Annotated in this window: 22 protein-coding genes; 17 read left to right on the top strand and 5 right to left on the bottom strand. The window is 59.3% G+C overall.

Annotation, left to right across the window (positions count from 1 at the left end; all coding sequences use genetic code 11):
• Positions 1-90: 90 nt before the first annotated feature.
• The gene (gene metH / locus IEQ42_RS20545) at positions 91-3,801 is read left to right on the top strand and encodes a methionine synthase (protein ID WP_210704944.1); all 3,711 of its coding nucleotides are present in this window, start codon (positions 91-93) and stop codon (positions 3,799-3,801) included.
• 143 nt (positions 3,802-3,944) lie between these two features.
• A complete protein-coding gene (locus tag IEQ42_RS20540) occupies positions 3,945-4,163 on the top strand; it encodes a DUF2970 domain-containing protein (protein ID WP_042559414.1) in 219 nt (72 codons plus the stop codon).
• Positions 4,164-4,169: 6 nt separating this feature from the next.
• Here the strand turns inward: IEQ42_RS20540 and IEQ42_RS20535 are convergent, their stop codons facing one another.
• On the bottom strand, positions 4,170-5,243 hold the full coding sequence (locus tag IEQ42_RS20535; protein WP_210704943.1) for an ABC transporter substrate-binding protein: 1,074 nt from the start codon (positions 5,241-5,243) through the stop codon (positions 4,170-4,172).
• A gap of 524 nt (positions 5,244-5,767) precedes the next feature.
• Between IEQ42_RS20535 and IEQ42_RS20530 the strand changes: the two genes are divergently transcribed.
• Positions 5,768-7,426: a nitrite/sulfite reductase gene (locus IEQ42_RS20530; RefSeq protein ID WP_200615342.1), complete on the top strand. Its 1,659-nt coding sequence runs from the start codon at positions 5,768-5,770 to the stop codon at positions 7,424-7,426.
• Positions 7,410-7,904 (top strand): DUF934 domain-containing protein, encoded by a 495-nt coding sequence (locus IEQ42_RS20525; protein WP_042559417.1) that lies wholly within the window; start codon positions 7,410-7,412, stop codon positions 7,902-7,904. Before IEQ42_RS20530 ends, IEQ42_RS20525 begins: the two co-directional genes overlap by 17 nt.
• Positions 7,905-7,974: 70 nt before the next feature.
• Here IEQ42_RS20525 and sohB read toward each other — a convergent pair whose 3' ends face one another.
• Positions 7,975-9,006, bottom strand: a complete 1,032-nt coding sequence (sohB, locus tag IEQ42_RS20520; protein WP_210704942.1) for a protease SohB — start codon at positions 9,004-9,006, stop codon at positions 7,975-7,977.
• Positions 9,007-9,210: 204 nt separating this feature from the next.
• Here sohB and IEQ42_RS20515 point away from each other — a divergent pair, with 204 nt between their 5' ends.
• The 6 genes from IEQ42_RS20515 to IEQ42_RS20490 all read left to right on the top strand — a co-directional run bounded on the left by IEQ42_RS20515 (position 9,211) and on the right by IEQ42_RS20490 (position 15,703).
• A complete protein-coding gene (locus tag IEQ42_RS20515) occupies positions 9,211-9,921 on the top strand; it encodes a histidine phosphatase family protein (protein WP_042559419.1) in 711 nt (236 codons plus the stop codon).
• 64 nt (positions 9,922-9,985) lie between these two features.
• Complete coding sequence (locus IEQ42_RS20510; protein ID WP_007946492.1) at positions 9,986-10,300, top strand: SCP2 sterol-binding domain-containing protein; 315 nt, start codon at positions 9,986-9,988, stop codon at positions 10,298-10,300.
• A 275-nt stretch (positions 10,301-10,575) separates the two neighbouring features.
• The gene (locus tag IEQ42_RS20505) at positions 10,576-12,306 is read left to right on the top strand and encodes a hydrogenase maturation protein (protein ID WP_210704941.1); all 1,731 of its coding nucleotides are present in this window, start codon (positions 10,576-10,578) and stop codon (positions 12,304-12,306) included.
• A 191-nt stretch (positions 12,307-12,497) separates the two neighbouring features.
• Positions 12,498-13,361: a LysR family transcriptional regulator gene (locus IEQ42_RS20500; protein WP_042559420.1), complete on the top strand. Its 864-nt coding sequence runs from the start codon at positions 12,498-12,500 to the stop codon at positions 13,359-13,361.
• A 123-nt stretch (positions 13,362-13,484) separates the two neighbouring features.
• A complete protein-coding gene (locus IEQ42_RS20495) occupies positions 13,485-14,630 on the top strand; it encodes a sterol desaturase/SRPBCC family protein (RefSeq protein ID WP_210704940.1) in 1,146 nt (381 codons plus the stop codon).
• Entirely contained in the window at positions 14,627-15,703 is a 1,077-nt protein-coding gene (locus IEQ42_RS20490) for an SMP-30/gluconolactonase/LRE family protein (protein ID WP_210704939.1), read from the top strand. The genes IEQ42_RS20495 and IEQ42_RS20490 overlap by 4 nt, the downstream gene beginning before the upstream one ends.
• Positions 15,704-15,835: 132 nt before the next feature.
• Here the strand turns inward: IEQ42_RS20490 and IEQ42_RS20485 are convergent, their stop codons facing one another.
• Both IEQ42_RS20485 and IEQ42_RS20480 read right to left on the bottom strand, forming a co-directional pair.
• Entirely contained in the window at positions 15,836-16,000 is a 165-nt protein-coding gene (locus tag IEQ42_RS20485) for a hypothetical protein (protein WP_196304160.1), read from the bottom strand.
• Between the two features lie 109 nt (positions 16,001-16,109).
• Positions 16,110-16,352 carry a DUF465 domain-containing protein gene (locus IEQ42_RS20480; RefSeq protein ID WP_210704938.1) on the bottom strand — a complete coding sequence of 81 codons (243 nt, stop codon included), beginning with the start codon at positions 16,350-16,352 and terminating at the stop codon, positions 16,110-16,112.
• A gap of 206 nt (positions 16,353-16,558) precedes the next feature.
• On the opposite strand from IEQ42_RS20480, the gene IEQ42_RS20475 reads away from it, so the two are divergent.
• The gene (locus IEQ42_RS20475) at positions 16,559-17,080 is read left to right on the top strand and encodes a DUF4142 domain-containing protein (RefSeq protein WP_210704937.1); all 522 of its coding nucleotides are present in this window, start codon (positions 16,559-16,561) and stop codon (positions 17,078-17,080) included.
• 61 nt (positions 17,081-17,141) lie between these two features.
• Here IEQ42_RS20475 and IEQ42_RS20470 read toward each other — a convergent pair whose 3' ends face one another.
• A complete protein-coding gene (locus IEQ42_RS20470; RefSeq protein ID WP_210704935.1) occupies positions 17,142-17,420 on the bottom strand; it encodes a hypothetical protein in 279 nt (92 codons plus the stop codon).
• 251 nt (positions 17,421-17,671) lie between these two features.
• On the opposite strand from IEQ42_RS20470, the gene IEQ42_RS20465 reads away from it, so the two are divergent.
• Genes IEQ42_RS20465 through IEQ42_RS20440 form a run of 6 tightly spaced genes read left to right on the top strand, consistent with a single transcriptional unit; the run spans position 17,672 to position 23,078 of the window.
• On the top strand, positions 17,672-18,523 hold the full coding sequence (locus IEQ42_RS20465; protein ID WP_150592078.1) for an STAS domain-containing protein: 852 nt from the start codon (positions 17,672-17,674) through the stop codon (positions 18,521-18,523).
• A 4-nt stretch (positions 18,524-18,527) separates the two neighbouring features.
• Entirely contained in the window at positions 18,528-18,890 is a 363-nt protein-coding gene (locus tag IEQ42_RS20460) for an STAS domain-containing protein (RefSeq protein WP_150592079.1), read from the top strand.
• Positions 18,887-19,291 carry an anti-sigma regulatory factor gene (locus IEQ42_RS20455; RefSeq protein ID WP_042559428.1) on the top strand — a complete coding sequence of 135 codons (405 nt, stop codon included), beginning with the start codon at positions 18,887-18,889 and terminating at the stop codon, positions 19,289-19,291. Before IEQ42_RS20460 ends, IEQ42_RS20455 begins: the two co-directional genes overlap by 4 nt.
• Positions 19,288-20,298: an ATP-binding protein gene (locus IEQ42_RS20450; RefSeq protein ID WP_210705027.1), complete on the top strand. Its 1,011-nt coding sequence runs from the start codon at positions 19,288-19,290 to the stop codon at positions 20,296-20,298. The genes IEQ42_RS20455 and IEQ42_RS20450 overlap by 4 nt, the downstream gene beginning before the upstream one ends.
• On the top strand, positions 20,291-21,166 hold the full coding sequence (locus IEQ42_RS20445; RefSeq protein ID WP_210704934.1) for a sensor histidine kinase: 876 nt from the start codon (positions 20,291-20,293) through the stop codon (positions 21,164-21,166). Before IEQ42_RS20450 ends, IEQ42_RS20445 begins: the two co-directional genes overlap by 8 nt.
• Positions 21,156-23,078: a response regulator gene (locus tag IEQ42_RS20440; RefSeq protein ID WP_210704933.1), complete on the top strand. Its 1,923-nt coding sequence runs from the start codon at positions 21,156-21,158 to the stop codon at positions 23,076-23,078. The genes IEQ42_RS20445 and IEQ42_RS20440 overlap by 11 nt, the downstream gene beginning before the upstream one ends.
• Positions 23,079-23,268 lie beyond the last annotated feature (190 nt).

The following is a 23,268-nucleotide window of genomic DNA, read 5'->3' as shown; positions in this document are numbered from 1 at the left end:
TGATATTCATGCAAAACCTGCACATGCTCCAAAACCGCACAGGTTTGTTATGATCCCGCTCCTTCGTAATGGTCTTTCCGAGTAGTCCAAATGTCCGATCGCAGCGTCCGCCTTCAAGCCCTCAAGCAAGCTCTCAAAGAGCGCATTCTGATACTCGACGGCGGCATGGGCACGATGATCCAGAGCTACAAGCTCGAAGAGCAGGATTATCGCGGCAAACGCTTCGCGGACTGGCCGAGTGACGTCAAGGGCAACAACGACCTCTTGGTACTCACCCGTCCTGACGTGATCGGCGGCATCGAAAAAGCCTATCTGGATGCTGGCGCCGACATTCTGGAAACCAACACCTTCAACGCCACACGCATTTCCATGGCCGACTACGGCATGGAAGAACTGGCCTACGAGCTAAACGTAGAAGGCGCACGCCTGGCGCGCAAGGTTGCCGATGCCAAGACCGCAGAAAACCCCGACAAACCACGCTTTGTCGCCGGCGTGCTCGGTCCTACGAGTCGAACCTGCTCGCTCTCGCCTGATGTCAACAACCCTGGCTACCGCAACGTCACCTTCGATGAGCTGGTGGAGAACTACACCGAAGCCACCAAAGGCCTGATCGAGGGCGGCGCCGATCTGATCCTGATCGAAACCATCTTCGACACCCTCAATGCCAAAGCGGCGATCTTCGCCGTGCAAGGCGTGTTTGAAGAACTGCACATCGAACTGCCGATCATGATCTCCGGCACCATCACCGATGCGTCCGGCCGCACCTTGTCGGGCCAGACCACCGAAGCGTTCTGGAACTCCGTGGCCCACGCCAAGCCGATTTCGGTCGGCCTGAACTGCGCACTCGGCGCCAGTGAATTGCGTCCATATCTGGAAGAGCTGTCGAACAAGGCCAGCACCCACGTTTCCGCGCACCCGAACGCCGGCCTGCCGAACGAGTTCGGCGAGTACGACGAACTGCCGATCGAAACCGCCAAAGTCATCGAAGAGTTCGCCCAGAGCGGCTTCCTTAACATCGTCGGCGGCTGCTGCGGCACCACGCCCGGCCACATTGAAGCCATCGCCAAAGCCGTGGCCGGTTACGCACCGCGCCAGATTCCGGACATCCCCAAGGCTTGCCGCCTGTCCGGTCTTGAGCCGTTCACCATTGATCGCAGTTCGCTGTTCGTCAACGTTGGCGAGCGCACCAACATCACCGGTTCGGCCAAGTTCGCCCGTCTGATTCGTGAAGACAACTACACCGAAGCGCTCGAAGTCGCCCTGCAACAGGTCGAAGCCGGCGCCCAGGTGATCGACATCAACATGGACGAAGGGATGCTCGATTCGAAGAAGGCGATGGTCACCTTCCTCAATCTGATCGCCGGTGAACCGGACATCTCCCGCGTACCGATCATGATCGACTCCTCGAAATGGGAAGTGATCGAAGCCGGCCTGAAGTGCATTCAAGGCAAGGGCATCGTCAACTCGATCAGCATGAAAGAAGGCGTCGAGCAGTTCATCCACCACGCCAAACTGTGCAAGCGTTACGGCGCGGCGGTAGTGGTGATGGCGTTTGATGAAGCCGGTCAGGCCGACACCGAAGCGCGCAAAAAAGAAATCTGCAAACGCTCTTACGACATTCTGGTCAACGAAGTCGGCTTCCCGCCGGAAGACATCATCTTCGACCCGAACATCTTCGCCGTGGCCACCGGCATCGAAGAACACAACAACTACGCTGTCGACTTCATCAATGCCTGCGCCTACATCCGCGACGAACTGCCGTATGCGCTGACCTCCGGCGGCGTGTCCAACGTGTCGTTCTCGTTCCGTGGCAACAACCCGGTGCGTGAGGCGATTCACTCGGTGTTCCTGCTGTACGCAATCCGCAACGGCCTGACAATGGGCATCGTCAACGCCGGTCAGCTGGAAATTTACGACCAGATCCCTGTCGAGCTGCGCGATGCTGTCGAAGACGTGGTGCTCAACCGCACACCGAACGGCACCGATGCCCTCCTCGCCATCGCCGACAAGTACAAGGGCGACGGCAGCGTCAAGGAAGCCGAGACCGAAGAATGGCGCGGCTGGCCGGTCAACAAGCGTCTGGAACACGCGCTGGTCAAAGGCATCACCACGCACATTGTTGAAGACACCGAAGAGTCGCGCCTGTCGTTCGCCCGTCCGATCGAGGTGATCGAAGGCCCACTGATGTCCGGCATGAACATCGTTGGCGACCTGTTCGGTGCCGGCAAAATGTTCCTGCCGCAGGTGGTGAAATCCGCCCGCGTGATGAAACAGGCCGTGGCCCACCTGATCCCGTTCATCGAACTGGAAAAAGGCGACAAGCCGGAAGCCAAGGGCAAGATCCTCATGGCCACGGTCAAAGGCGATGTGCACGACATCGGCAAGAACATCGTTGGCGTGGTACTCGGTTGCAACGGTTATGACATCGTCGACCTCGGCGTGATGGTGCCGGCGGAGAAAATCCTCCAGGTTGCCAAAGAACAGAAGTGCGACATCATCGGCCTGTCCGGTCTGATTACGCCGTCGCTGGATGAAATGGTCCATGTGGCACGTGAGATGCAGCGTCAGGACTTCCACTTGCCGCTGATGATTGGTGGCGCAACCACCTCCAAAGCCCACACGGCGGTGAAGATCGAACCCAAATACAGCAACGACGCGGTGGTCTACGTGACCGACGCCTCCCGCGCCGTCGGCGTGGCGACGCAGTTGCTGTCCAAAGAGCTGAAGGCCGGTTTCGTCGAAAGAACCCGTGCCGAATACGTTGAAGTGCGTGAGCGCACGGCCAACCGCAGCGCCCGTACCGAGCGTTTGAGCTATGCCGCCGCCATCGCCAAGAAGCCGCAATTTGACTGGAGCACCTACGCCCCCGTCAAACCGACCTTTACCGGTGCTCGCGTTCTGGACAACATCGACCTCAAGGTGCTGGCCGAGTACATCGACTGGACGCCGTTCTTCATCTCCTGGGACCTGGCCGGCAAATTCCCGCGCATCCTCAAAGACGAAGTCGTCGGTGAAGCCGCCACTGCGCTTTACAAGGACGCGCAGGAGATGCTCGCCAAGCTGATCGACGAGAAACTGATCAGCGCCCGTGCGGTGTTCGGCTTCTGGCCGGCCAATCAGGTGCATGACGACGACATCGAACTGTACGGCGATGACGGCAAGCCATTGGCCAAACTGCACCACTTGCGCCAGCAGATCATCAAGACCGACGGCAAGCCGAACTTCTCGCTGGCCGACTTCGTCGCGCCGAAAGACAGCGAAGTCACTGACTACGTCGGTGGCTTCATCACCACTGCCGGCATCGGTGCCGAAGAAGTGGCCAAGGCTTATCAGGATGCTGGCGACGATTACAACTCGATCATGGTCAAGGCCCTCGCCGACCGTTTGGCCGAGGCTTGCGCAGAATGGTTGCACCAGCAGGTGCGCAAAGAACACTGGGGTTATGCCAAGGACGAAGTGCTCGACAACGACGCACTGATCAAAGAGCAGTATTCGGGTATCCGCCCTGCTCCGGGCTACCCGGCCTGCCCGGATCACACCGAGAAAGCCGCGTTGTTTGCGTTGCTCGACCCTGAAGCAGAAGAAATGCGTGCCGGTCGCAGCGGTGTTTTTCTCACCGAACACTACGCCATGTTCCCGGCTGCGGCGGTCAGCGGCTGGTACTTCGCTCACCCGCAGGCGCAGTACTTTGCCGTCGGCAAGATCGACAAGGATCAGGTGCAGAGCTACACCTCGCGTAAAGCTCAGGAGCTCAGCGTGACCGAGCGCTGGCTGGCGCCGAATCTGGGTTACGATAACTGATCCAGTTTCAGCGCATTACCGTGTGGGAGCTGGCTTGCCAGCTCCCACAGGGATTGTGATTGAACTGACCTCTTCAGGGGTTTTGCGGTGTTCTTCAGTGGGTTGGCTATGCTTGTCTGACACACACCGCAGACGAGGGATTTATGGACGATCCAGTCGACAACAAACCGCCGAGCTTCTGGCAGATGCTGCACAGCGTGATGGCGGCGGCGTTCGGGGTGCAGAGTGGCAAAAACCGGGCAAGGGACTTCACACATGGCAAGCCCAGCCATTTCGTGCTGTTGGGCATTCTGTTCACGGCGGTATTCGCTTTGACGCTGTTTGCCATCGTCAAACTGGTGCTGCATTTCGCCGGGGTTTGACGGGCTTCAGCGCATCAGGGTCTGCAGCGTAAACGGGTAGCGGTAGGAAATCGGCCGTCCCTTGGCTGAGAGCTTGCGAAAATTCACGTTGTAGCCCGGCGAGTCGCCCATGGCGAGTAATTGCCGAGCCTGGGTTTTGTTGATCAGTTGCAGTAATGGCAACTGGCGGTCGCGGCCGCCGTACTGCTCCAGATCAACGCCTTGCTCATAGTCATGCAATTCGACCAGCGCCCAGCCGCCAAGGGTAAAGTGCCCGCCGACCAACGCGCTCAGGCGCCCGTCAACCAACGCCTGCAATGCACTGCGAGACGTGTTGACCGCACTGAACAACGCATCCTTGCCCGCAACCTTGCCGCTCTCGGCGTAGGCACGCATCGCGCCGAATGCCATTTCATCGTTGGCCGACCACACCAGTGACACCTGCGGATACCGGGCGAACAACTGTTTGGCCTGTTCATAGGCGCGCTGCTGCGTCCAGCCGCTGTAGACCAGTTGACGCAATCGCACTTGCGGATGCTCGGCCAGTGCGCGCTGCATGCCCTTCTCACGCAATTGCGCCGACGGAGTGATTTTCAGACCGGAGAAAGCCAGCACTTCAATCTGCTCACCCTTGCGCACGGGCGGGTGCAACCGGATCAACTCCTTCATCATCAGGTAGCCGCCCTCCTCATCGTTGGGCACCAGACTGCCAATCCGGTCGCTGCGCTTGCCCACCAGCGCCTGCTGATCAGGGGTCAGCGCCGCATTGACCATGAACAGCTTCACGCCACTGTTCTGCGCCAGGCGCAGGATCTGCGGTGCCACGTATTGCTCGTTGACGAACATCAGGTAATCAGGACGATCGGGGCCCAGCAATGCAAGAGGTGCCTGAGCCAGAGTCAATTCAGGCTGACGCCGGGAATAGAGGATTTGCAGATCGACGCCCAGATCCCGGGCGGCTGCCTGCATGAATTGCGAGTAACTGACCCAGAACGTTTCGTCGGTGTAACCGGGATTCAGAAACAGCACGGACTCGGCTCGCACAGCATTGGCGAAGAATGCGCCGAACAGGGCAAGGCTGACGTAGAGAAACTTGAACATGAAGCATCCGGGCCCGAGGAAAAATGGCCGCGCATTATAGCCATTCAACCACCGGCTATTGACGTCTGATCCCGCTTTTTGTCCGACAATCGTCGGAAGCGGGCCCGGACGGGTCGTTTACTGATGGCTGACCCAGAACACCGCTGTTCCTACGACGAGAATGATCAGGAACAAAATGGCCCACGCATCCACGCTGCTATCGTTTTTTCTTGCCTTGGTCGGGTTGCTCATTGCATCGCCTCTTATCGGTTTTATCGGTGATTGCAGAAAGACTCGACCACAGTTAAGACGATGATTGTCCGCACGACAAATGTGGATTAGTTAATAACTGTTATCGTTAGGCGATTTGGTTCTTTACATATACTCAAACATCACTTTTGCGCATAACTGCAAACGGGTATATTGCCCCGGCTCCCTTAGGGAGCGCGCGGCCGTGCGCGCAGAATTGCAGAGGCAACATCGGACTCCAGCAAGCGAAAACGCAGCGTTTTCCGAGTAGCCCAAAGCCTGAGAACAGGACTTATATGTACGTATACGACGAGTACGATCAGCGGATCATCGAGGACCGCGTCAAGCAGTTCCGTGATCAGACCCGACGCTATCTGGCAGGTGAGCTGAGCGAAGAAGAATTCCGCCCGCTACGCCTGCAAAATGGCCTCTACATTCAGCGCTTCGCGCCGATGCTGCGCGTGGCGGTGCCTTACGGCCAACTGACTTCGCGTCAGATGCGCATGATGGCCAAGATTGCCCGTGACTACGACAAGGGCTACGCCCACATCAGTACCCGGCAGAACGTCCAGTTCAACTGGCCGGCGGTGGAAGACATCCCGGACATCCTCGCCGAACTGGCCACCGTGCAGATGCACGCGATCCAGACCAGCGGCAACTGCCTGCGCAACGTCACCACCGACCAGTTCGCCGGTGTCGCTGCCGACGAGCTGATCGACCCGCGCCCATGGTGCGAGATCGTTCGTCAGTGGACGACCTTCCATCCGGAATTCGCCTACCTGCCGCGCAAATTCAAGATCGCCGTCAACGGTTCGACCGCTGACCGTGCGGCCATCGAAGTACACGACATCGGTCTTGAGCCGGTGCACAACGAAGCTGGCGAACTCGGTTTCCGCGTCCTGGTTGGCGGTGGCCTCGGTCGTACGCCAGTGGTGGGCGCGTTCATCAACGAGTTCCTGCCGTGGCAGGATCTGTTGAGCTACCTCGACGCCATCCTGCGGGTCTACAACCGCTATGGTCGTCGCGACAACAAATACAAGGCGCGGATCAAGATCCTCGTCAAGGCGCTCACCCCTGAAGTGTTCGCGCAGAAAGTCGATGCGGAAATGGAACACCTGCGCGGTGGTCAGACCACGTTGACCGAAGCCGAACTGCAGCGCGTCGCCAGGCACTTCGTCGATCCGGACTACAAAGCGCTGGAAAACCAGACCGCGCAATTGGCCGATCTGGACAAAGAACACCCAGGCTTCGCCCGCTGGCGCACCCGCAATACCCTGGCGCACAAGAAGCCGGGTTATGTGGCCGTGACCCTGTCGCTGAAACCGACTGGCGTAGCGCCGGGCGACATCACCGACAAGCAGCTTGACGCCGTCGCCGATCTGGCCGACCGCTACAGCTTCGGTCAACTGCGCACCTCCCACGAGCAAAACATCATTCTTGCCGATGTCGAGCAAAGCCAACTGTTCGCCCTGTGGGGCGAATTGCGTGAAGGTGGTTTCGCCACGCCGAACATCGGCCTGCTGACCGACATCATCTGCTGCCCTGGCGGTGATTTCTGCTCGCTGGCCAACGCCAAGTCAATCCCGATTGCCGAATCGATCCAGCGCCGTTTCGATGACCTGGACTACCTGTTCGACATCGGTGAACTGGACCTGAACATCTCCGGTTGCATGAACGCCTGCGGTCACCACCACGTCGGCCACATCGGTATCCTCGGGGTGGACAAGAAAGGTGAGGAGTTCTATCAGGTCTCCCTCGGCGGCAGCGCCAGCCGTGATGCGAGTCTGGGCAAGATTCTCGGCCCGTCCTTCGCACAGGAAGTCATGCCTGACGTGATCTCGAAGCTGATTGACGTGTACGTGGAACAACGTACCGAAGACGAGCGCTTCATCGACACCTATCAGCGTATTGGCATCGACCTCTTCAAGGAACGCGTCTATGCAGCGAATCATTAAGAACAACGAAGTCGTCGACGAAACCTGGCACTTGCTGCCCAAGGATTTCAACATCGACGAGATCAGCAACTGCGACGATCTGATCGTTCCGCTGCAACTGTGGCGTGAACACAGCCGCATGCTCATGGCTCGCGACGGCGGTCTGGGCGTGTGGCTCGACGCGGACGAGGAAGCAGAGGAAATCGGTGAGGACGTTGATAAGTTCCAGGTGATCGCGCTGAACTTCCCGGCATTTACTGACGGGCGCAACTACTCCAACGCCCGCCTGTTGCGTGATCGCTATGGCTTCAAAGGCGAGCTGCGAGCGATTGGCGATGTGCTGCGCGATCAGCTGTTTTACATGCGCCGCTGCGGTTTCGACGCCTTTGCTGTGCGTGCAGATAAAGATCCGCACGAAGCGCTGGAAGGTCTCAAGGATTTCTCGGTGACCTATCAGGCCGCCACTGACGAACCGCTGCCGCTGTTCCGCCGCCGCTAAGTCTTCGCCACAAAAGCTGCGGACAAAAAAACGCCGGTCATTGAGCGGCGTTTTTTTATGCCTGACTGACTTACCAGAAGCGCTGCTGGGTCAGACGGCTCCACCAGTTCAGCAGTACGCGATCTACCGAACCGCTGGCTGCCATGCCGATGCGCTCCTGCAAACTTTTGCGTTCGGCGTAATGCAGGTGGTAAACCTCAGCCTGCCTGGCCTTCTGCGAGAGGTATTCATCGCTGGTCTTGAGTTCGTCGACCAGTTGCTTTTCCAGCGCCGCGACGCCGAGCCAGACTTCGCCAGTCGCCACGTCATCGATGGCCAGTTGCGGACGGTAGCGGGCAACGAAGTTCTTGAACAGTTGATGGGTGATATCCAGGTCTTCCTGAAACTTCTCGCGGCCTTTCTCGGTGTTCTCACCAAACACGGTCAGGGTGCGTTTGTACTCACCGGCGGTCAGCACTTCGAAGTCGATGTCGTGCTTCTTCAGCAGGCGGTTGACGTTGGGCAACTGCGCAACCACACCGATCGAGCCGAGAATGGCGAACGGCGCACTGATGATCTTCTCGCCGATGCACGCCATCATGTAGCCGCCGCTGGCCGCGACTTTGTCGATGCACACGGTCAAGGGCACACCGGCTTCGCGGATACGCGCCAGTTGCGAAGACGCCAGACCGTAGCTGTGGACCATGCCACCGCCGCTTTCCAGACGCAGTACAACTTCGTCCTTCGGCGTAGCGAGGGTCAGCAGCGCAGTGATTTCATGACGCAGGCTCTCGGTGGCCGAGGCTTTGATGTCGCCGTCGAAATCCAGCACGAACACCCGTGGTTTGGCCTCGGGTTTTTTCTTCTGCTTCTTCTCGCTCTTTTCGGACTTGGCCTCGCCCTTGCGCAAGGCCTTGAGCTGATCCTTGTCGAGCAGGGTCTGCTCCAGGCGCTCACGCAGGCCTTTGTAGAAATCATTGAGCTTGCTGACCTGCAACTGCCCCGCCGACTTGCGCCGACCCTTGCTGCGCAACGCGGCAAAGCTGGCAAGCACCACCAGAATGGCGATCACCAGGGTGACGGTTTTGGCCAGGAAACTGGCGTATTCGGTGAAAAACTCCACAGAGACTCCTCAAAACAAAGCGTGGATGTGATTTCCACGCGTAATGGCACCAGCATACCCATGCGCCGACTCGTCGGCCAGTCGTGAAACCTCTGGCAACACGCCTGTAACGGGCATTTCAAACAAGCGTATGTTTTTTCATTGACAGCTCCCCGGCATCCTCATAATCTCGCCAAACCTTCAACGTACCGGGACGACGCGGACGTGGGCAGCATCTATTTGATTCGACATGGCCAGGCCTCCTTTGGTGCAGACGACTATGACGTCCTGTCGCCGACTGGTGTGCGTCAGGCAGAAATCCTCGGTCAGCACCTCGCAGAACTGGGGATCCGCTTCGATCGCTGCCTGGCAGGTGATCTGCGCCGCCAACAACACACGGCCACCAGTGCGCTGGAGCAATTCACTGCCAAAGGCCTGTCGGTGCCGACGCTGGAAACCGATTCCGCGTTTAACGAATTCGATGCTGACGCGGTGATCCGTGCCCTGCTCCCGGCGATGTTGCCAGACGAGCCTGAAGCCCTCGACATCTTGCGCAACGCCGCGCAAAACCGCGGCGAGTTCCAGCGCATTTTTGCCCTGATCATCGAGCGCTGGCTGGCCGGCACCTATGACACACCGGGGCTGGAGAGCTGGCTGGGTTTCGTTGAACGGGTTCAGGCCGGGCTGCATCGAATTATTGAACAGGCCGAACAAAACCAGAAAATCGCGGTGTTCACCTCTGGCGGCACGATCACCGCCCTGCTCCACCTCATTACACAAATGCCTGCCAAACAGGCTTTTGAACTGAATTGGCAAATCGTCAACACCTCGCTCAACCAGCTGAAGTTTCGCGGCCGCGAGGTGGCCCTGGCTTCCTTCAACAGTCATGCCCATCTGCAACTGTTGAAGGCCCCGGAACTCATCACTTTCCGCTGAGTCCGGATTACTGTGACCCTTGCTGTAATCACCCAGCTCCCATTACCCAAGAAAGGATCGAACCATGACCTCCGTAGCTGATGCCGTACAAGCAATGAAAGCCAAGTTCAACCCAGCCGCTGCTGCCGGCCTGGACCTGGTCTTCGGTTTCCGCATCGACGACACCAAGAACTTCTCGCTGATCGTCAAAGACAGCACTTGCGAGCTGCAAGAAGGCGAGAACCCGGACGCCCAGGTCACTCTGGTCATGGACGGCGAAACCCTGCAAGGCATCGTTGACGGTTCGACCGACGGCATGCAAGCGTTCATGGGCGGCAAACTGCGCGCTGAAGGCGACATGATGCTGGCGATGAAACTGTCCGAGCTGTTCCCTTCGTAATACCGCTGTTCAGTGACAAAAAAATCCCGCCCCTGTGGCGGGATTTTTGCGTTTGGCGCCAACAATTCAGCGTGCCGCAGCTCCTACCGGTTTTTTGTTGAACATAAGTGTGGGGGCAATTCGTCACCTCGTCCGGCCGCACAACTATTGGCTGACACAACGTTGACCTCGATCACTGATGCACACCTTGCCACTGATTACTCTTCCCGCTCCATCGAAGGCCAAGGAAGGCTCACCGGGAGCCTGCGGCTGATCCCATTCAAGGAAGAATTTTCATGCGGCCACTCCACATTATCTTGCTGTCATCGGCGTTCAACGGCCTGACCCAACGCGCGTGGCTGGAACTGCGCCAGGCAGGGCATTCGCCCAGCGTTGTAGTGTTTACCGACGAGGCGACGGTGTGCGAACAGATCGAACACAGCGGCGCCGATCTGGTGATCTGTCCGTTTCTCAAGGACCGCGTGCCGCAAGCGCTATGGAGCAATACCGCGCGGCCGGTCGTGATCATCCATCCCGGCATCGTCGGCGATCGCGGTGCGAGTGCACTGGACTGGGCGATCACCAACGAGCTGTCGTGCTGGGGCGTGACCGCGCTGCAAGCGGTCGAAGAAATGGACGCCGGGCCGGTATGGGCCACCTGCGAGTTCAACCTGCCGGCAGGCCTGCGCAAATCCGAGCTTTACAACGGTCGGGTCAGCGATGCGGCGATCTGTTGCATTCGCGAAGTGGTCGAGAAGTTCAGTGACGGATTCGTTCCTGTGGCGCTGGATTACGCCGACCCCAAGGTGCGCGGCCGCTTGCAGCCGAACATGAAGCAAGTCGACCGCAGCTTCAGTTGGCATGACTGCGCACACTTCATCAAACGCTGCATCGATGCCGCCGACGGTCAGCCCGGCGTTCTGGCGAGCCTGGCCGGCGGGCAGTACTACGTGTACGACGCACACCTTGATTCACGCAGCGGCATGCCCGGTGAAATTCTCGCGGTGCACGACGATGCTGTGTTGGTCGCGGCCGGCGATCAGAGCGTGTGGATCGGCTCGCTGCGGCGCAAACCGCAGCCCGGCGAAGAAACGTTCAAGCAACCGGCTCGGCATATTCTCGCCGGACAATTGGCCGCTGTGCCGACGCTGGACTGGTCGATCGCCAACCAGCCATTCAGCGACGAGGCGTATCAGCCGATTCGTTACCGCGAATCCGGGCAGGTCGGTGAACTGACCTTCGAGTTCTACAACGGCGCCATGAGCACCGAGCAGTGCCGACGCATGGTCGAGGCATTGCGTTGGGCCAAGTCTCGCGACACCCAAGTGTTGTTGATCAAGGGTGGGCGCGGGAGTTTTTCCAACGGCGTGCATTTGAATGTGATTCAGGCGGCACAGGATCCGGGTGCTGAAGCCTGGGCGAATATTCAGGCGATCGATGATGTCTGCGAAGAGCTGCTGACCGCGCGGCAACTGGTAGTCAGCGGCGTGACAGGTAGCGCCGGCGCCGGGGGAGTAATGCTCGCACTGGCCGCTGATATCGTGTTTGCCCGCGCCGATATCGTGTTCAATCCGCATTACAAAAGCATGGGCCTGTATGGGTCGGAATACTGGACTTACAGCCTGCCCCGCGCCGTCGGCCCGACGATGGCCGAGCAACTGACCCAGGCCTGTCTGCCGGTGAGTACAAGCCAGGCGCTGCAATGGGGTATGGTCCAGGAGATTGGTCCGCGCTGCCCGGATGAGTTTTCGTTGTGGCTGCTGCAACGGGCCAACAGCGTCTTGACCGACCCAACCTACGCGCCAGTGCGTGAACGCAAGTTGCGAGCGGATCAGGTGCTGATCCGACAATGCCGCGAGGCCGAACTGCAGGAAATGCAGAAAGACATGCTCTACAACCGCAATGGCTTTGCCGAGAAGTGCCGCCATTTCGTCTACAAGCGCAAGGCCTGTGGCACGCCGGCGCGACTGATTGAAGATTGGGCTCGTCCATCACCGACACTGCAACCCTGCGCGATCTCCGTGTAGGAGCTGCGGCACGCTGCGATCTTTTGACCTGTTTTTCCAAAGACAAGATCAAAAGATCGCAGCCTCGTTTCACTCGACAGCTCCTACAGGGTTTTGTGTCGAGCACAGATCTTGCGTACGGCCGCGATGAACGATGACGTGGTATCGGCCCTGCACTTACAATGCCCCCCACCTCAAACACCGGCCCGCCCATGGACATCGACCTCGCTCGCACCTTTCTGGAAATCGTCCGTCACGGCAGTCTCGCGGCAGCGGCGCAGAAGCTGTTCGTCACGCAAACGGCGATCACCGCCCGGGTGCAGAAACTCGAAAGCCAGTTGGGCAGTACGCTGTTTGTGCGCAATCGCGCCGGAGCGAAATTGACGCCCAATGGCGAGGCCTTCGTGGTCTATGCCAATCAACTGGTGCAGACCTGGGAAGCGGCGCGGCGCGACCTGCCGCTGCCTGAGGGTTATCACAACGTGCTGCACATCGGCGGCGAAGTCAGCCTGTGCAACCCGCTGATGCTCAGTTGGGCGGCCGAGTTGCGCGAGAAAATCCCCGGGCATGCCCTGCGCATGGAAATCCGCGACGGTGAAAACCTGCTGCGCCAACTCGAACTCGGCGTGCTCGACGCGGCGCTGGTCTATCAACCGGAATACTGGCCGGGGTTGCAGGTCGAGCAGGTACTGGAGGAAAAACTGATTCTGGTGCGCGCGCCTGATCGCCCGGATCCCTACGTTTATATCGACTGGGGCCCGGACTTCCGCCGCCAGCACGACGCCGCCCTGCCGGAAAAAGCCAAAGCCGCGCTGAGTTTCAACCTGGGCCCACTCGCCCTGCAATACATCCTGGAAAACGGTGGCAGCGGCTACTTCCGCACCCGTGTGGTGCGCACCTATCTGGAAAGCGGCGCACTGGAAACGGTGACCAAAGCCCCGGAATTCGGCTATCCAACCTATCTGGTGTATTCGCGTGATCGCGACTCGGCGACATTGCAGCAAGCCTTCAATCTGCTGCGTGAAGTGATCCGCACCGATGACGATTGGTCACAACGCTGGAACCCGCTGAGCTGATCGAGAAGCCCGAGTGGGCGCTTTACACCGGATCATGGCGCATGTGGCCTCAAGGTCCGGCCTGCATTGATGGCCGGATCGGCTAATCTGCCGGGTACAACAAAATACCCGCAGGTGAACGCAGTGAGGCAGACCACCGAGGCATTCCGCAGCCGCTATCGTGCGGCCATTCATCCGCTCTACAACCCGTGGCTGCACGGCGCCTTCGTGTTGCTGTTCGGGGTGCTGGCCATCGGCGCGTTCTGGAGCAGCGTGCACCAGGCGAGCTGGCTGGAATGGCTGAGCGTGCCGCTGACCCTGCTGTTTTTCAACTTTGGCGTGTACATGGTCCATCGCCATCTCGGCCACCACAAAAAAACCTTCGCCAAAATGTTCTACGCCCGGCATGCGGGCGACCATCACAGCTTCTTCACGCCCGGCCACATGACCTACGACAGCGCTCGCGACTGGCGGGTGATTCTGTTTCCGGCGTGGCTGATCGTGATCCATACGCTGGTGATTACCCTGCCGCTGTGGTGGCTGTTCGCGCAGTTCAACGCCAACGTCGCCGGGCTGTTCGCTGGCAGCATGGTGCTGGGTTATCTGACCTACGAGGTGTTTCATGCTGCCGAACACTTGCCGCCGCACAACCCGCTGACGCGCCTGCCGTGGATCCGTCACATGCGCCATTTGCATGAGCTGCATCACCGTCGCGAGCGCATGCAAGAGCGTAATTTCAACATTGTTCTACCGCTGATGGACTACCTGTTCGGCACCCTTTACTGGGAGCCGCAAGCCGCCCCTTTGAGCTATTCAAGAATGCCCATGACCCGCATGCAGCACCAGATCGATATCGCTGGCGACCCGATTGCCGTACTCGCCTACGCGGCCAGTGTCGGCCGCTGGCCCGAGTGGCATCCGTCATCGCTGAAGATCGACGGGCCATCCGGGCCGCTGCATGCAGGCGCATGCTTTGAAGAAGACATTCATGCCGGCGGCCGCGCAGGTCACTTGAGCTGGGCAGTCACCGAATACCTGCCCGGGCGACGCTGGTGCGCGCGGGCCCAAGGTGATCACGGGTTGTCGCTGGCGTTGACTTACGAGTGCTACGCCGAAGGTGACGGCACGCGGTTTGTGCGTACGCTGGATTATCGTTTCGACGGCTTGGGCATGCGTATCGCCAATCGATTGCTGCTCAAGCGCCGGATCGACCGTGAGTCCGCCGAATCCATGCTCGCACTGCGTGACATGGCTACGCAGTATCTGGCTTCAGCGAGGGCCAGCGCATGAGGTGGCGGCAGGTTTTGATATTGCTGATTGTCGTCGTCATCGCGTTTCTGCTGCTGATGCCCACCAAGGTCGAGCCGGTCGCCTGGACACCGCAGGCGGCGCCCTCGTTGAGCGAAGGGATCTACGCCGATAACCAGCGCCTCAAAGGTGCGGTGCAGGTCGGCCCCAGTGACATCGAAGGGCCGGAAGCGCTGCTGCTGGAAGGGGAATTCCTGATCACCGGTCTGCATGACGGTCGGCTGATCCGCAGCAGTCTTGATGGCAAGGAACGCAAAGTGCTGGCCGATACCGGTGGCCGGCCACTGGGGCTTGCGCGCCATCCCAACGGGCTACTGGTGATCGCCGACGGGGTCAAGGGTTTGCTGTCTCTCGATGCACAGGGCCAGGTGACGGCCTTGACCAAAGAGGCCAATGGCGTGCCCTTCGGTTTCACCGATGATGTGGCGATCGACAAGTCCGGGCACTACGCCTACTTCAGCGACGCCTCCAGCCGCTGGGGCTACGGCCATGACGGCGAGGCGATCATTGAACACGGCGGTGACGGACGCTTGCTGCGCTATGACTTTCAGACCGGCAAGACCAGCATCCTGCTCGATAAACTGCAGTTCGCCAACGGCGTGACCCTCGGCCCGGATGATGCTTATGTGCTGGTTAATGAAACCGGCGCCTACCGCATCAGTCGCTTCTGGCTGAAAGGCCCTCAGGCGGGCACCCATGACCTGTTTACCGACAACTTGCCAGGGCTGCCGGACAACCTGTCATTCAATGGCCACGACCGTTTCTGGGTCGCTTTGTACGCACCGCGTAATGCCTTGCTCGATGGCACGGCCGGGCATCCATTCGTGCGCAAGATGATTGTGCGGGCGTTGAGCGTGTTGCCCACACCGGTGGAGAAGCGCGGGTTTGTATTGGGGCTGGATTTGCAGGGCAAGGTGATTACCAATCTGCAGGACGCGAGCGAGGGCAATTATTCGCCGATTACCACGGTGAGGGAGTATGGGGACTGGTTGTATTTCGGGTCGTTGAAGGCGATGCATATGGCGCGGATGCCGTTGGCGGATGCGCTGAAGTGAGTCTGTCGGTTTTGTGGTGAGTTGACTGACGCCATCGCTGGCAAGCCAGCTCCCACAGGTATTGGATCGTGCACATAATCTGTGAACTACATGAGCCCCTGTGGGAGCTGGCTTGCCAGCGATAGCGGTCTGTCAGTTGGAAGACTTGTCGAACTTGTCGGGGTTTTCGTCTTCAGGAAGATCCTCGACAGGCTCATCCGGATTGGCCGTGGTATGGGCCGGACTGTTCGGCTCGGGATGCGTCGGCACCGGGTCGAATGCGCCCTGCTCTTCACTCGGGAATTTGGGATCGCTCATGAGGCACCTCGCAAGAAGTCGATGAATTCGGACTCTGTACATTCGAGGTGCCGGCAGGGGCTGTCGTTCCCGTTCATTTGCAACCGTAGGTCGGCGGACAGCTAGAAGATCAGGACGGCGTCTGCAAGTGACTGACGATCTCGTCCTTGACCTTCAGACGTTTCTCTTTGAGTTTTTTCAATGCGTCGTCGCTGGGGGCGTCCGAGGTGGCTGTCTCTGCCTTGACCACGTCGGCATCAACCTGAGAATACTTGTTGATCAATGAATCCAGTCGCGGATCCTGGGTGCGTTTTTGCTGGATCTCTTCCTTCGTGCAGCTCAAGTCCTGAAACAGGTCATGGGGAACCGGCATGTAACACCTCCGTGAGTTGATCGGTGTCCAGCGCGACCGATTGCGCTGGCCAGCCATCAGAATGGCCTCGGTCGGGGCGTTCTGTCGACTCCCTGTCAGACCAGCGGTGGCCGTTCGTCGCCCTGTCGCAAACGCGATAAAACCTTTCGTCGGCGCACTCGCTCCATTGCATAACGCTCACAAAAACCTGCGTGGAGATCTACCAAATGGACGGATTCAACCTGCGTCACATTGCTCTGGCCGTTGCCCTGAGTGCCGGCATGGGCAGCGCTTTCGCTGCTACCGACAATGACTTCGTCGACAATGCTGCTGCCGGTGGCATCGCCGAAATCGAAACCAGTCGCCTGGCGCTGGAAAAAAGCCAATCGGCCGACATCAAGAAGTTTGCCGAAATGATGATCACCGATCACAGCAAGGCCAATGACGAGCTGGCGACGATTGCCAAGGCTCACGATATCGAAGTGCCGGATACCACTACTCTGGTCAAACAGGCCAAAGAGAAAATCCTCGACATGCGCGATGAATCCTTCGATGCGGCCTACGCCAACAATCAGGTCAAGGCCCACGAAGAGACCATCGAGTTGTTCAAGAAGCAAGCCAATACCGTCACGGATGACAAGACCGAAGGCGCGACCGAGCTGAAAGCCTTCGCTCAGAAAATGCTGCCGGGCCTGGAAAAACATCTGACAGCGGCGAAAGAGCTGCAAGCCAAATACCCAAGCAAATAAGTATCGGGCAGTCAAAAAGAGGCCGCATCCAATGGATGCGGCCTCCTCGTTTCAGCCTTGATTAACCCCCGTCAGTATCAATATCTGCGTCCGTCTCCTCGCCCGCCTTCGGACGATCTGGATCCGGTTCGAATCCCGGACTGAACTCGTTGTCGTTATCGGTGTGCTGGTTCTTCTGATCCACTGCCGGGTCAGCACTTTGCGCCTGGTCTGTATCGCCCTGTTGCTGCGCAGGCTGCGTCGGCGCCGATTGCCCCGGCACTTGCGGGTCAATCGCCGGGTCATTGCGATCGATCGGTTCCCCGGATTGATTGTTCTGCTGTGTCGATTGCTCGTTCATAAGCACCTCTTTAGTCATCGCCAGCGCGACTGAAACCAGTCGGGCCTTGCAGTTTCGAAGCCGCCATCGCGCCAACGTTCAAAACATCGCGCCTTGCAGCCATGCCGACTAGAGTTACTCGGGCCTTTATTGAGGTAAATCACAAATATCCTCGTTAGACTGCACAACTATTTGAAACGGCAACGGTCACTGACTTCGCGCCGATCAATTTGATGAAATCGGCCCCTCATTCGTTACGGAGCAACAGGCACATGGCAGCACTGCAGAACAGCACACTCGATGCGATTAAAAACAAGCAGTCACAACTGCTGGGCGAATGGATCAATGGCCTCGAAGCGAACGGCGCCACGCGCAACTTGAAAGAACACGACCTGCAGCAGCAAACCAGCGAATTCCTGCAACTGGTGATCACGGGGCTTGATAACGGCAACGGCGCCAACGTCACTGCGCAGGGTTGGGAAGCGACCCGCCTGTTCCTTGAAAAGCTCTCCCATAGCCGCGCCCTGCTCGGCCAGGACTCGCAACAAACCGCGAGTTTCATCTTCGCCCTGAAAGGCCCGTTATTCACGCTGCTGCAAGCGCACTACAAAGAACAACCGGCGCTGCTCGCCGAGCAGCTCTGGGAAATTTCCGAATTGCTCGATGCCTTTGGTCTGCACACCATCCGGACCTTCCAGAAATCCCGCGAAGCGGTGATCAAGCGTCAGCAGGAAGAACTGCTGGAACTGTCCACTCCCGTGGTCAAGCTTTGGGACGGCGTGCTGGCGCTGCCAATGATCGGCACCCTCGATTCGCAGCGCACACAGGTCGTGATGGAATCGTTGCTGCAACGCATCGTCGATACCGGTTCGGAAATCGCCATCATCGACATTACCGGCGTGCCTACCGTCGATACCCTGGTTGCCCAGCACCTGCTGAAAACCGTTACCGCGATCCGCCTGATGGGCGCAGATTGCATCATCAGTGGCGTGCGTCCGCAGATCGCGCAGACCATCGTGCACCTGGGGCTCGACCTGCAAGGCGTGGTCACCAAGGCCAATCTGGCCGATGCGTTGAAACTGGCCCTGACACGCCTGGGCATCACCCTCAGCAAAGCGGTCTGACGCCATGGAAAGAATTCCGATTCTTCAGATGGGCGAGTTCCTGCTGGTGACCATTCAGGTCGACATGCATGACCAACTCGCCTTGACCCTGCAGGACGATCTGTCCGAACGCATCAGCAAAACCTCGGCGCGTGGCGTGTTGATCGACATCTCGGCACTAGACATGGTCGACTCGTTCATCGGCCGGATGATCAGCACGATCTCCGGCCTGTCGAAAATCATGGACGCCGAAACCATGCTGGTCGGTATGCAGCCGGCGGTGGCGATTACCTTGGTCGAACTCGGCCTGACTCTGCCCGGTGTCAGCACGGCGCTCAATGTCGAGCGTGGGATGAAAGTGCTGCGGGAACGAGTAAGTCAGCAATGACCGTGCGCAGTAGCGGTACTCAACCCATTCACATTGAGCAGGATGTGGTCCTGGCCCGCCAGACCGCACGCAAACTGGCCACCGAGTGCGGCATGCGCCTGATCGACCTGACCAAAATGGTCACGGCTGTCAGCGAACTGGCGCGCAACACCATGGTTTACGGGGGTGGCGGTGACATGGACTGGCAGATCCTCGATGAGGATCACAAGGTCGGTCTGCGCCTGACCTTTCGCGACGAGGGGCCGGGCATTGCCGACATCAAACTGGCAATGACCGACGGCTGGACTTCCGGCAGCGGCATGGGCCTGGGTCTGACCGGTGCGAAACGGCTGGTCCAGGAGTTCGAACTGGACACGGAGCCCGGCAAGGGCACCCGCATAACGATTACGCGATGGACATGAACATTAACGGGTCACTGACCCAAGTCTTACTGATCGAAGACACCAGCCAGATCGGCTACGCAAGGCGCACGGCTCAACGGCTTGCCGAACAGCACGGTTTCACTGAAAGCGATGCCGGACGCGTGGCATTGGTGGTCACCGAACTGGCGAGCAATCTGCTCAAACATGCCGGCCGTGGCGAGCTGCACTTGCGCGTGCTGCCACGTCAGGGCGATGCGGGGATCGAACTGCTGGCGGTGGATCGTGCCAAGGGTTTTGACCTGGAGGCATGCCTCACTGACGGCTTTTCTACCGGCGGCACCCAAGGCATCGGCCTTGGCGCGGTGTCACGCCAGGCCGATGTGTTTGACGTGTATGCCGACCACCGCGGAGCCGTGTTGCTCGCGCGTTTGTACCCGCGCAACAACCGTCAGCCGGACCTGCTTTACGGCGTCAGTCAGCACTCGCTGCATGACGATCCGGCCTGCGGCGATGTCTGGCATCTGGCGTATCACGGCGCAGACATCAGCGCGCTGATCGTTGACGGCCTCGGCCATGGTGAAGACGCCGAAATTGCCGGACGGGCCGGCGAGCAAGCGTTTGCCCGGGCGCCATTCAGTGCGGCAACGATGCTGATGGAAGACCTGCACCGGGACATGATCGGCACTCGCGGCGGCGCGGTGGCGTTCGCACAGTTTCACGCCGATCGCGCCAACCTGAGTTTCACCGGGGTCGGTAATATTGGCGCCAGCCTGCTTACCGCCGACAAATCTCGCGGACTGGCTTCGCACCCTGGCATCGTTGGCGTCCAGTACCGGAAAGCCCAGCCCTTTGACTATGCTCACGTGAACGGACATCTTTTGATCATGTACAGCGACGGTTTGCAGTCCCGTTGGAATCTTCAAGACTACCCCGGCCTGGTGCACCGTCATCCTGCCGTGATAGCCGCCATTTTGCATCGCGACTTCTGCCGCGGTCGGGATGATGTAACGGTACTGGTCGTTGCCCTGGAGGCCGCCCATGGCTGAGTCGCCCATTGCGAGCAATGCTGAACAGGCTGCGCTGATCGCCCAGTTGCAGAGCGAAACCGAAGCCTTGCGCGCAGAGCTCGATGAAACCAATCAGGGCGTGCTGGCGCTGTACGCCGAGCTCGACATTCAGGCAGAAGAATTGCGTCAGGCTTCGGACCTCAAAAGCCGTTTCCTGTCGTACATGAGCCATGAGTTCCGCACCCCGCTGGGTTCGATCCTGAGCATCAACAGCCTGCTCGCCGACGAGCTGGACGGGCCGCTGAGCCCCGAGCAACACAAACAGGTTGCCTTCGTCAGCACCGCCGCCCGCGAACTCAGCGACATGGTCGACGACTTGCTCGATCTGGCGAAAATCGAGGCCGGTCGCATCAGTATTTCCCCGGCGTGGTTCGACATGTTCGATCTGTTTTCCGCCCTGCGCGGGATGTTTCGGCCCATTGTCGATGCGTCGGCAGTGGACCTGATCTTCGAGGAACCCAAAGGCCTGCCGCGTCTGTACACCGACGACAAGAAACTCGCGCAAATCCTGCGCAACTTCATTTCCAACTCGCTGAAGTTCACCACGCGCGGCGAAGTGCGGGTTTCGGCGCGACTTGAAGGCACGGACAAAGTACGTTTTGCAGTCAGTGACACCGGTATTGGTATCGCGGCGGAGCTGCATGGTGCATTGTTCGAGGACTTTTCCCAGGTCGACTCGCCGCTGCAGAAACGCTTGCGCGGTACTGGCCTGGGACTTTCCTTGTGTAAACGCTTCGCGACCCTGTTGGGTGGAGAGGTCGGAATGGACAGCGCACCGGGCGTCGGCTCGACCTTTTACGTGATTATTCCGTTGGCGATCGCTTTGGAGAACGTCGATGAAACGTGACATCCGCCTGTTGATCGTCGATGACAACGTCGCCACCCGCTATGCCTTGCGCAAACGCCTGGAACGCCACGACTATGAAGTCCTCGAGGCTGGCACCGGCACCGATGGTCTGGCATTGATCGAGAGCGAAGCGATCGATGCGTTGATTCTCGACGTCAACCTGCCGGACATGAGCGGCTTCGACATCGTGCGCATCCTGCGCGCCGATACCCGCACCGCCCTTCTGCCGGTGATCCACGTTTCGGCGGCATCGATCCAGACCGGCGACATCATCACCGGTCTGAATGCCGGAGCCGATGCCTACCTGATTCACCCGGTCGACCCGGACGTGCTGCTCGCCACCCTGCGCACCCTGCTGCGGGTGCGCGACACGGAAAATGCACTGCGCGAAAGCGAGGCGCGGTTCCGCGAGATTTTCGTCAATGTGTCGGCGCCCATTGCGGTGCTGGACGCCAACCTCAAGGTGCATGAGTGCAACCACGCGTTCAATCAGTTGATTCTGGATAACCGCGACCCGCAGGCCCTGAGCGAATGCTTCGCCGACGATCAAAACGCGATTCTCAATGAACTGCGCCTGCGCCTGGTCGATGGCGAGCGCTGGAAAGGCACGCTGAACATGCGCGTGCAGGGCGAGATTCGCGAGACCGAATGGCAGATTTCGCCGTACCGCACGCCCGAGCTGAGCTTGGTGTTTGTCGAAGACGTCACCGAACACCGTCATCGCGAACGCACGCACCTGGCACGCCTGGATGACACGACCTCACAACTGGAACGCGCCGAATCGCAGTTGCTGCAAGTGCAGAAAATGGATGCGCTGGGCAAGCTCACCGGCGGCATTGCCCACGACTTCAACAACCTGCTGACCGGCATCATCACCAGTCTTGAGCTGATCCAGAAGCGCATCGCTGACAATCGTCCGGAAAAGGTCAAGTTGTATGCCGAAGCGGCGCTGAACTCCGCGACGAGCGCAGCCTCGCTCACCCATCGCTTGCTGGCGTTCGCCCGTCAGCAACCGCTGGACACCCGGCCCGTGGATATCAACGAGCACATGCGGTCACTGGAAGAACTGCTGGTGCGCACCATCGGTGAACGGATTGCCCTGAAGCTGGAGCTGACCAGCAAACCGGCAATTGCACTGGTCGATCCGAGCCAGCTGGAAAGCGCGATGCTCAACCTGGTGATCAACGCCCGCGATGCACTGCCTCAGGGAGGCAACATCTGGGTCAACACCTACGCGGCGTATTCCCACGGCGACCCGAACCTGGCCGATGGCGCGTACGTGGCGTTGTCGGTGCGCGATGACGGCACCGGGATCGAGCACCACGTGATCGACAAGGTCTTCGACCCATTCTTCACCACCAAACCTTTGGGCCAAGGCACCGGGCTGGGCTTGTCGACGATTTACGGTTTTGCCCGGCAATCGGGCGGTGATGCGCACATTCGCAGTGTCGCCCGGCGTGGCACAGAAGTGACCATCATGTTGCCGGCCACCAGCAACCCGGTCGGCGTTGAAGCTTCACCAGAGGTAGTCAATGCGCAGGGCACTGGCGAGCATGTGTTGATTGTCGAGGACATGCCCTCGGTGCGGATGTTCGTCACAGAAGTGCTGGAAGATGCCGGTTATCGCTGCACTCAGGCCGCCGACATCGAGACGGCGCTGGAGCGCTTGCAGAACGATCCATCGATCGACCTGTTGCTGAGCGACGTCGGCTTGCCGCGCATGAGCGGGCGCAAACTGGCAGATGTTGCGCGAGGCTGGCGCGAAAAATTGCCGATCCTGTTCATGACCGGCTACGCCGAAACCGCGCTCAACCGTCAGGTGTTTCTCGGAGAAGGAATGGACATGCTGGTCAAACCGTTTCAGATCAGCGAATTGCTGGACAAGGTTCGCCGCACACTCGACGGCGCCTGAACCACCGCTATCGCTGGCAAGCCAGCTCCCACAGGGATTGAAGGGACTCAAAACCCGAGCACGACCCAAAAACCTGTGGGAGCGGGCTTGCCAGCGATCAGGCCCGCTCGCTCAACATCAATGCGGCCTGTTCCACCGCTATCGCTGGCAGGCCAGCTCCCACAGGGATTGAAGGGGACTCAAAACCCGA

This window comes from Pseudomonas iridis, from assembly GCF_017980685.1.
Classification (GTDB): domain Bacteria; phylum Pseudomonadota; class Gammaproteobacteria; order Pseudomonadales; family Pseudomonadaceae; genus Aquipseudomonas; species Aquipseudomonas iridis.
The sequence above is the reverse complement of the archived record's forward strand: the minus strand, read 5'-3'. Positions and strand labels throughout refer to the sequence as shown.

Coding starts and splice junctions, on each gene's coding strand:
- metH (WP_210704944.1), top strand. CDS start 91: ATGTCCGATCGCAGCGTCCGCCTTCAAGCCCTCAAGCAAGCTCTCAAA.
- IEQ42_RS20540 (WP_042559414.1), top strand. CDS start 3,945: ATGGACGATCCAGTCGACAACAAACCGCCGAGCTTCTGGCAGATGCTG.
- IEQ42_RS20535 (WP_210704943.1), bottom strand. CDS start 5,243: ATGTTCAAGTTTCTCTACGTCAGCCTTGCCCTGTTCGGCGCATTCTTC.
- IEQ42_RS20530 (WP_200615342.1), top strand. CDS start 5,768: ATGTACGTATACGACGAGTACGATCAGCGGATCATCGAGGACCGCGTC.
- IEQ42_RS20525 (WP_042559417.1), top strand. CDS start 7,410: ATGCAGCGAATCATTAAGAACAACGAAGTCGTCGACGAAACCTGGCAC.
- IEQ42_RS20510 (WP_007946492.1), top strand. CDS start 9,986: ATGACCTCCGTAGCTGATGCCGTACAAGCAATGAAAGCCAAGTTCAAC.
- IEQ42_RS20505 (WP_210704941.1), top strand. CDS start 10,576: ATGCGGCCACTCCACATTATCTTGCTGTCATCGGCGTTCAACGGCCTG.
- IEQ42_RS20500 (WP_042559420.1), top strand. CDS start 12,498: ATGGACATCGACCTCGCTCGCACCTTTCTGGAAATCGTCCGTCACGGC.
- IEQ42_RS20490 (WP_210704939.1), top strand. CDS start 14,627: ATGAGGTGGCGGCAGGTTTTGATATTGCTGATTGTCGTCGTCATCGCG.
- IEQ42_RS20485 (WP_196304160.1), bottom strand. CDS start 16,000: ATGAGCGATCCCAAATTCCCGAGTGAAGAGCAGGGCGCATTCGACCCG.
- IEQ42_RS20480 (WP_210704938.1), bottom strand. CDS start 16,352: ATGCCGGTTCCCCATGACCTGTTTCAGGACTTGAGCTGCACGAAGGAA.
- IEQ42_RS20475 (WP_210704937.1), top strand. CDS start 16,559: ATGGACGGATTCAACCTGCGTCACATTGCTCTGGCCGTTGCCCTGAGT.
- IEQ42_RS20470 (WP_210704935.1), bottom strand. CDS start 17,420: ATGAACGAGCAATCGACACAGCAGAACAATCAATCCGGGGAACCGATC.
- IEQ42_RS20465 (WP_150592078.1), top strand. CDS start 17,672: ATGGCAGCACTGCAGAACAGCACACTCGATGCGATTAAAAACAAGCAG.
- IEQ42_RS20460 (WP_150592079.1), top strand. CDS start 18,528: ATGGAAAGAATTCCGATTCTTCAGATGGGCGAGTTCCTGCTGGTGACC.
- IEQ42_RS20455 (WP_042559428.1), top strand. CDS start 18,887: ATGACCGTGCGCAGTAGCGGTACTCAACCCATTCACATTGAGCAGGAT.
- IEQ42_RS20450 (WP_210705027.1), top strand. CDS start 19,288: ATGAACATTAACGGGTCACTGACCCAAGTCTTACTGATCGAAGACACC.
- IEQ42_RS20445 (WP_210704934.1), top strand. CDS start 20,291: ATGGCTGAGTCGCCCATTGCGAGCAATGCTGAACAGGCTGCGCTGATC.
- IEQ42_RS20440 (WP_210704933.1), top strand. CDS start 21,156: ATGAAACGTGACATCCGCCTGTTGATCGTCGATGACAACGTCGCCACC.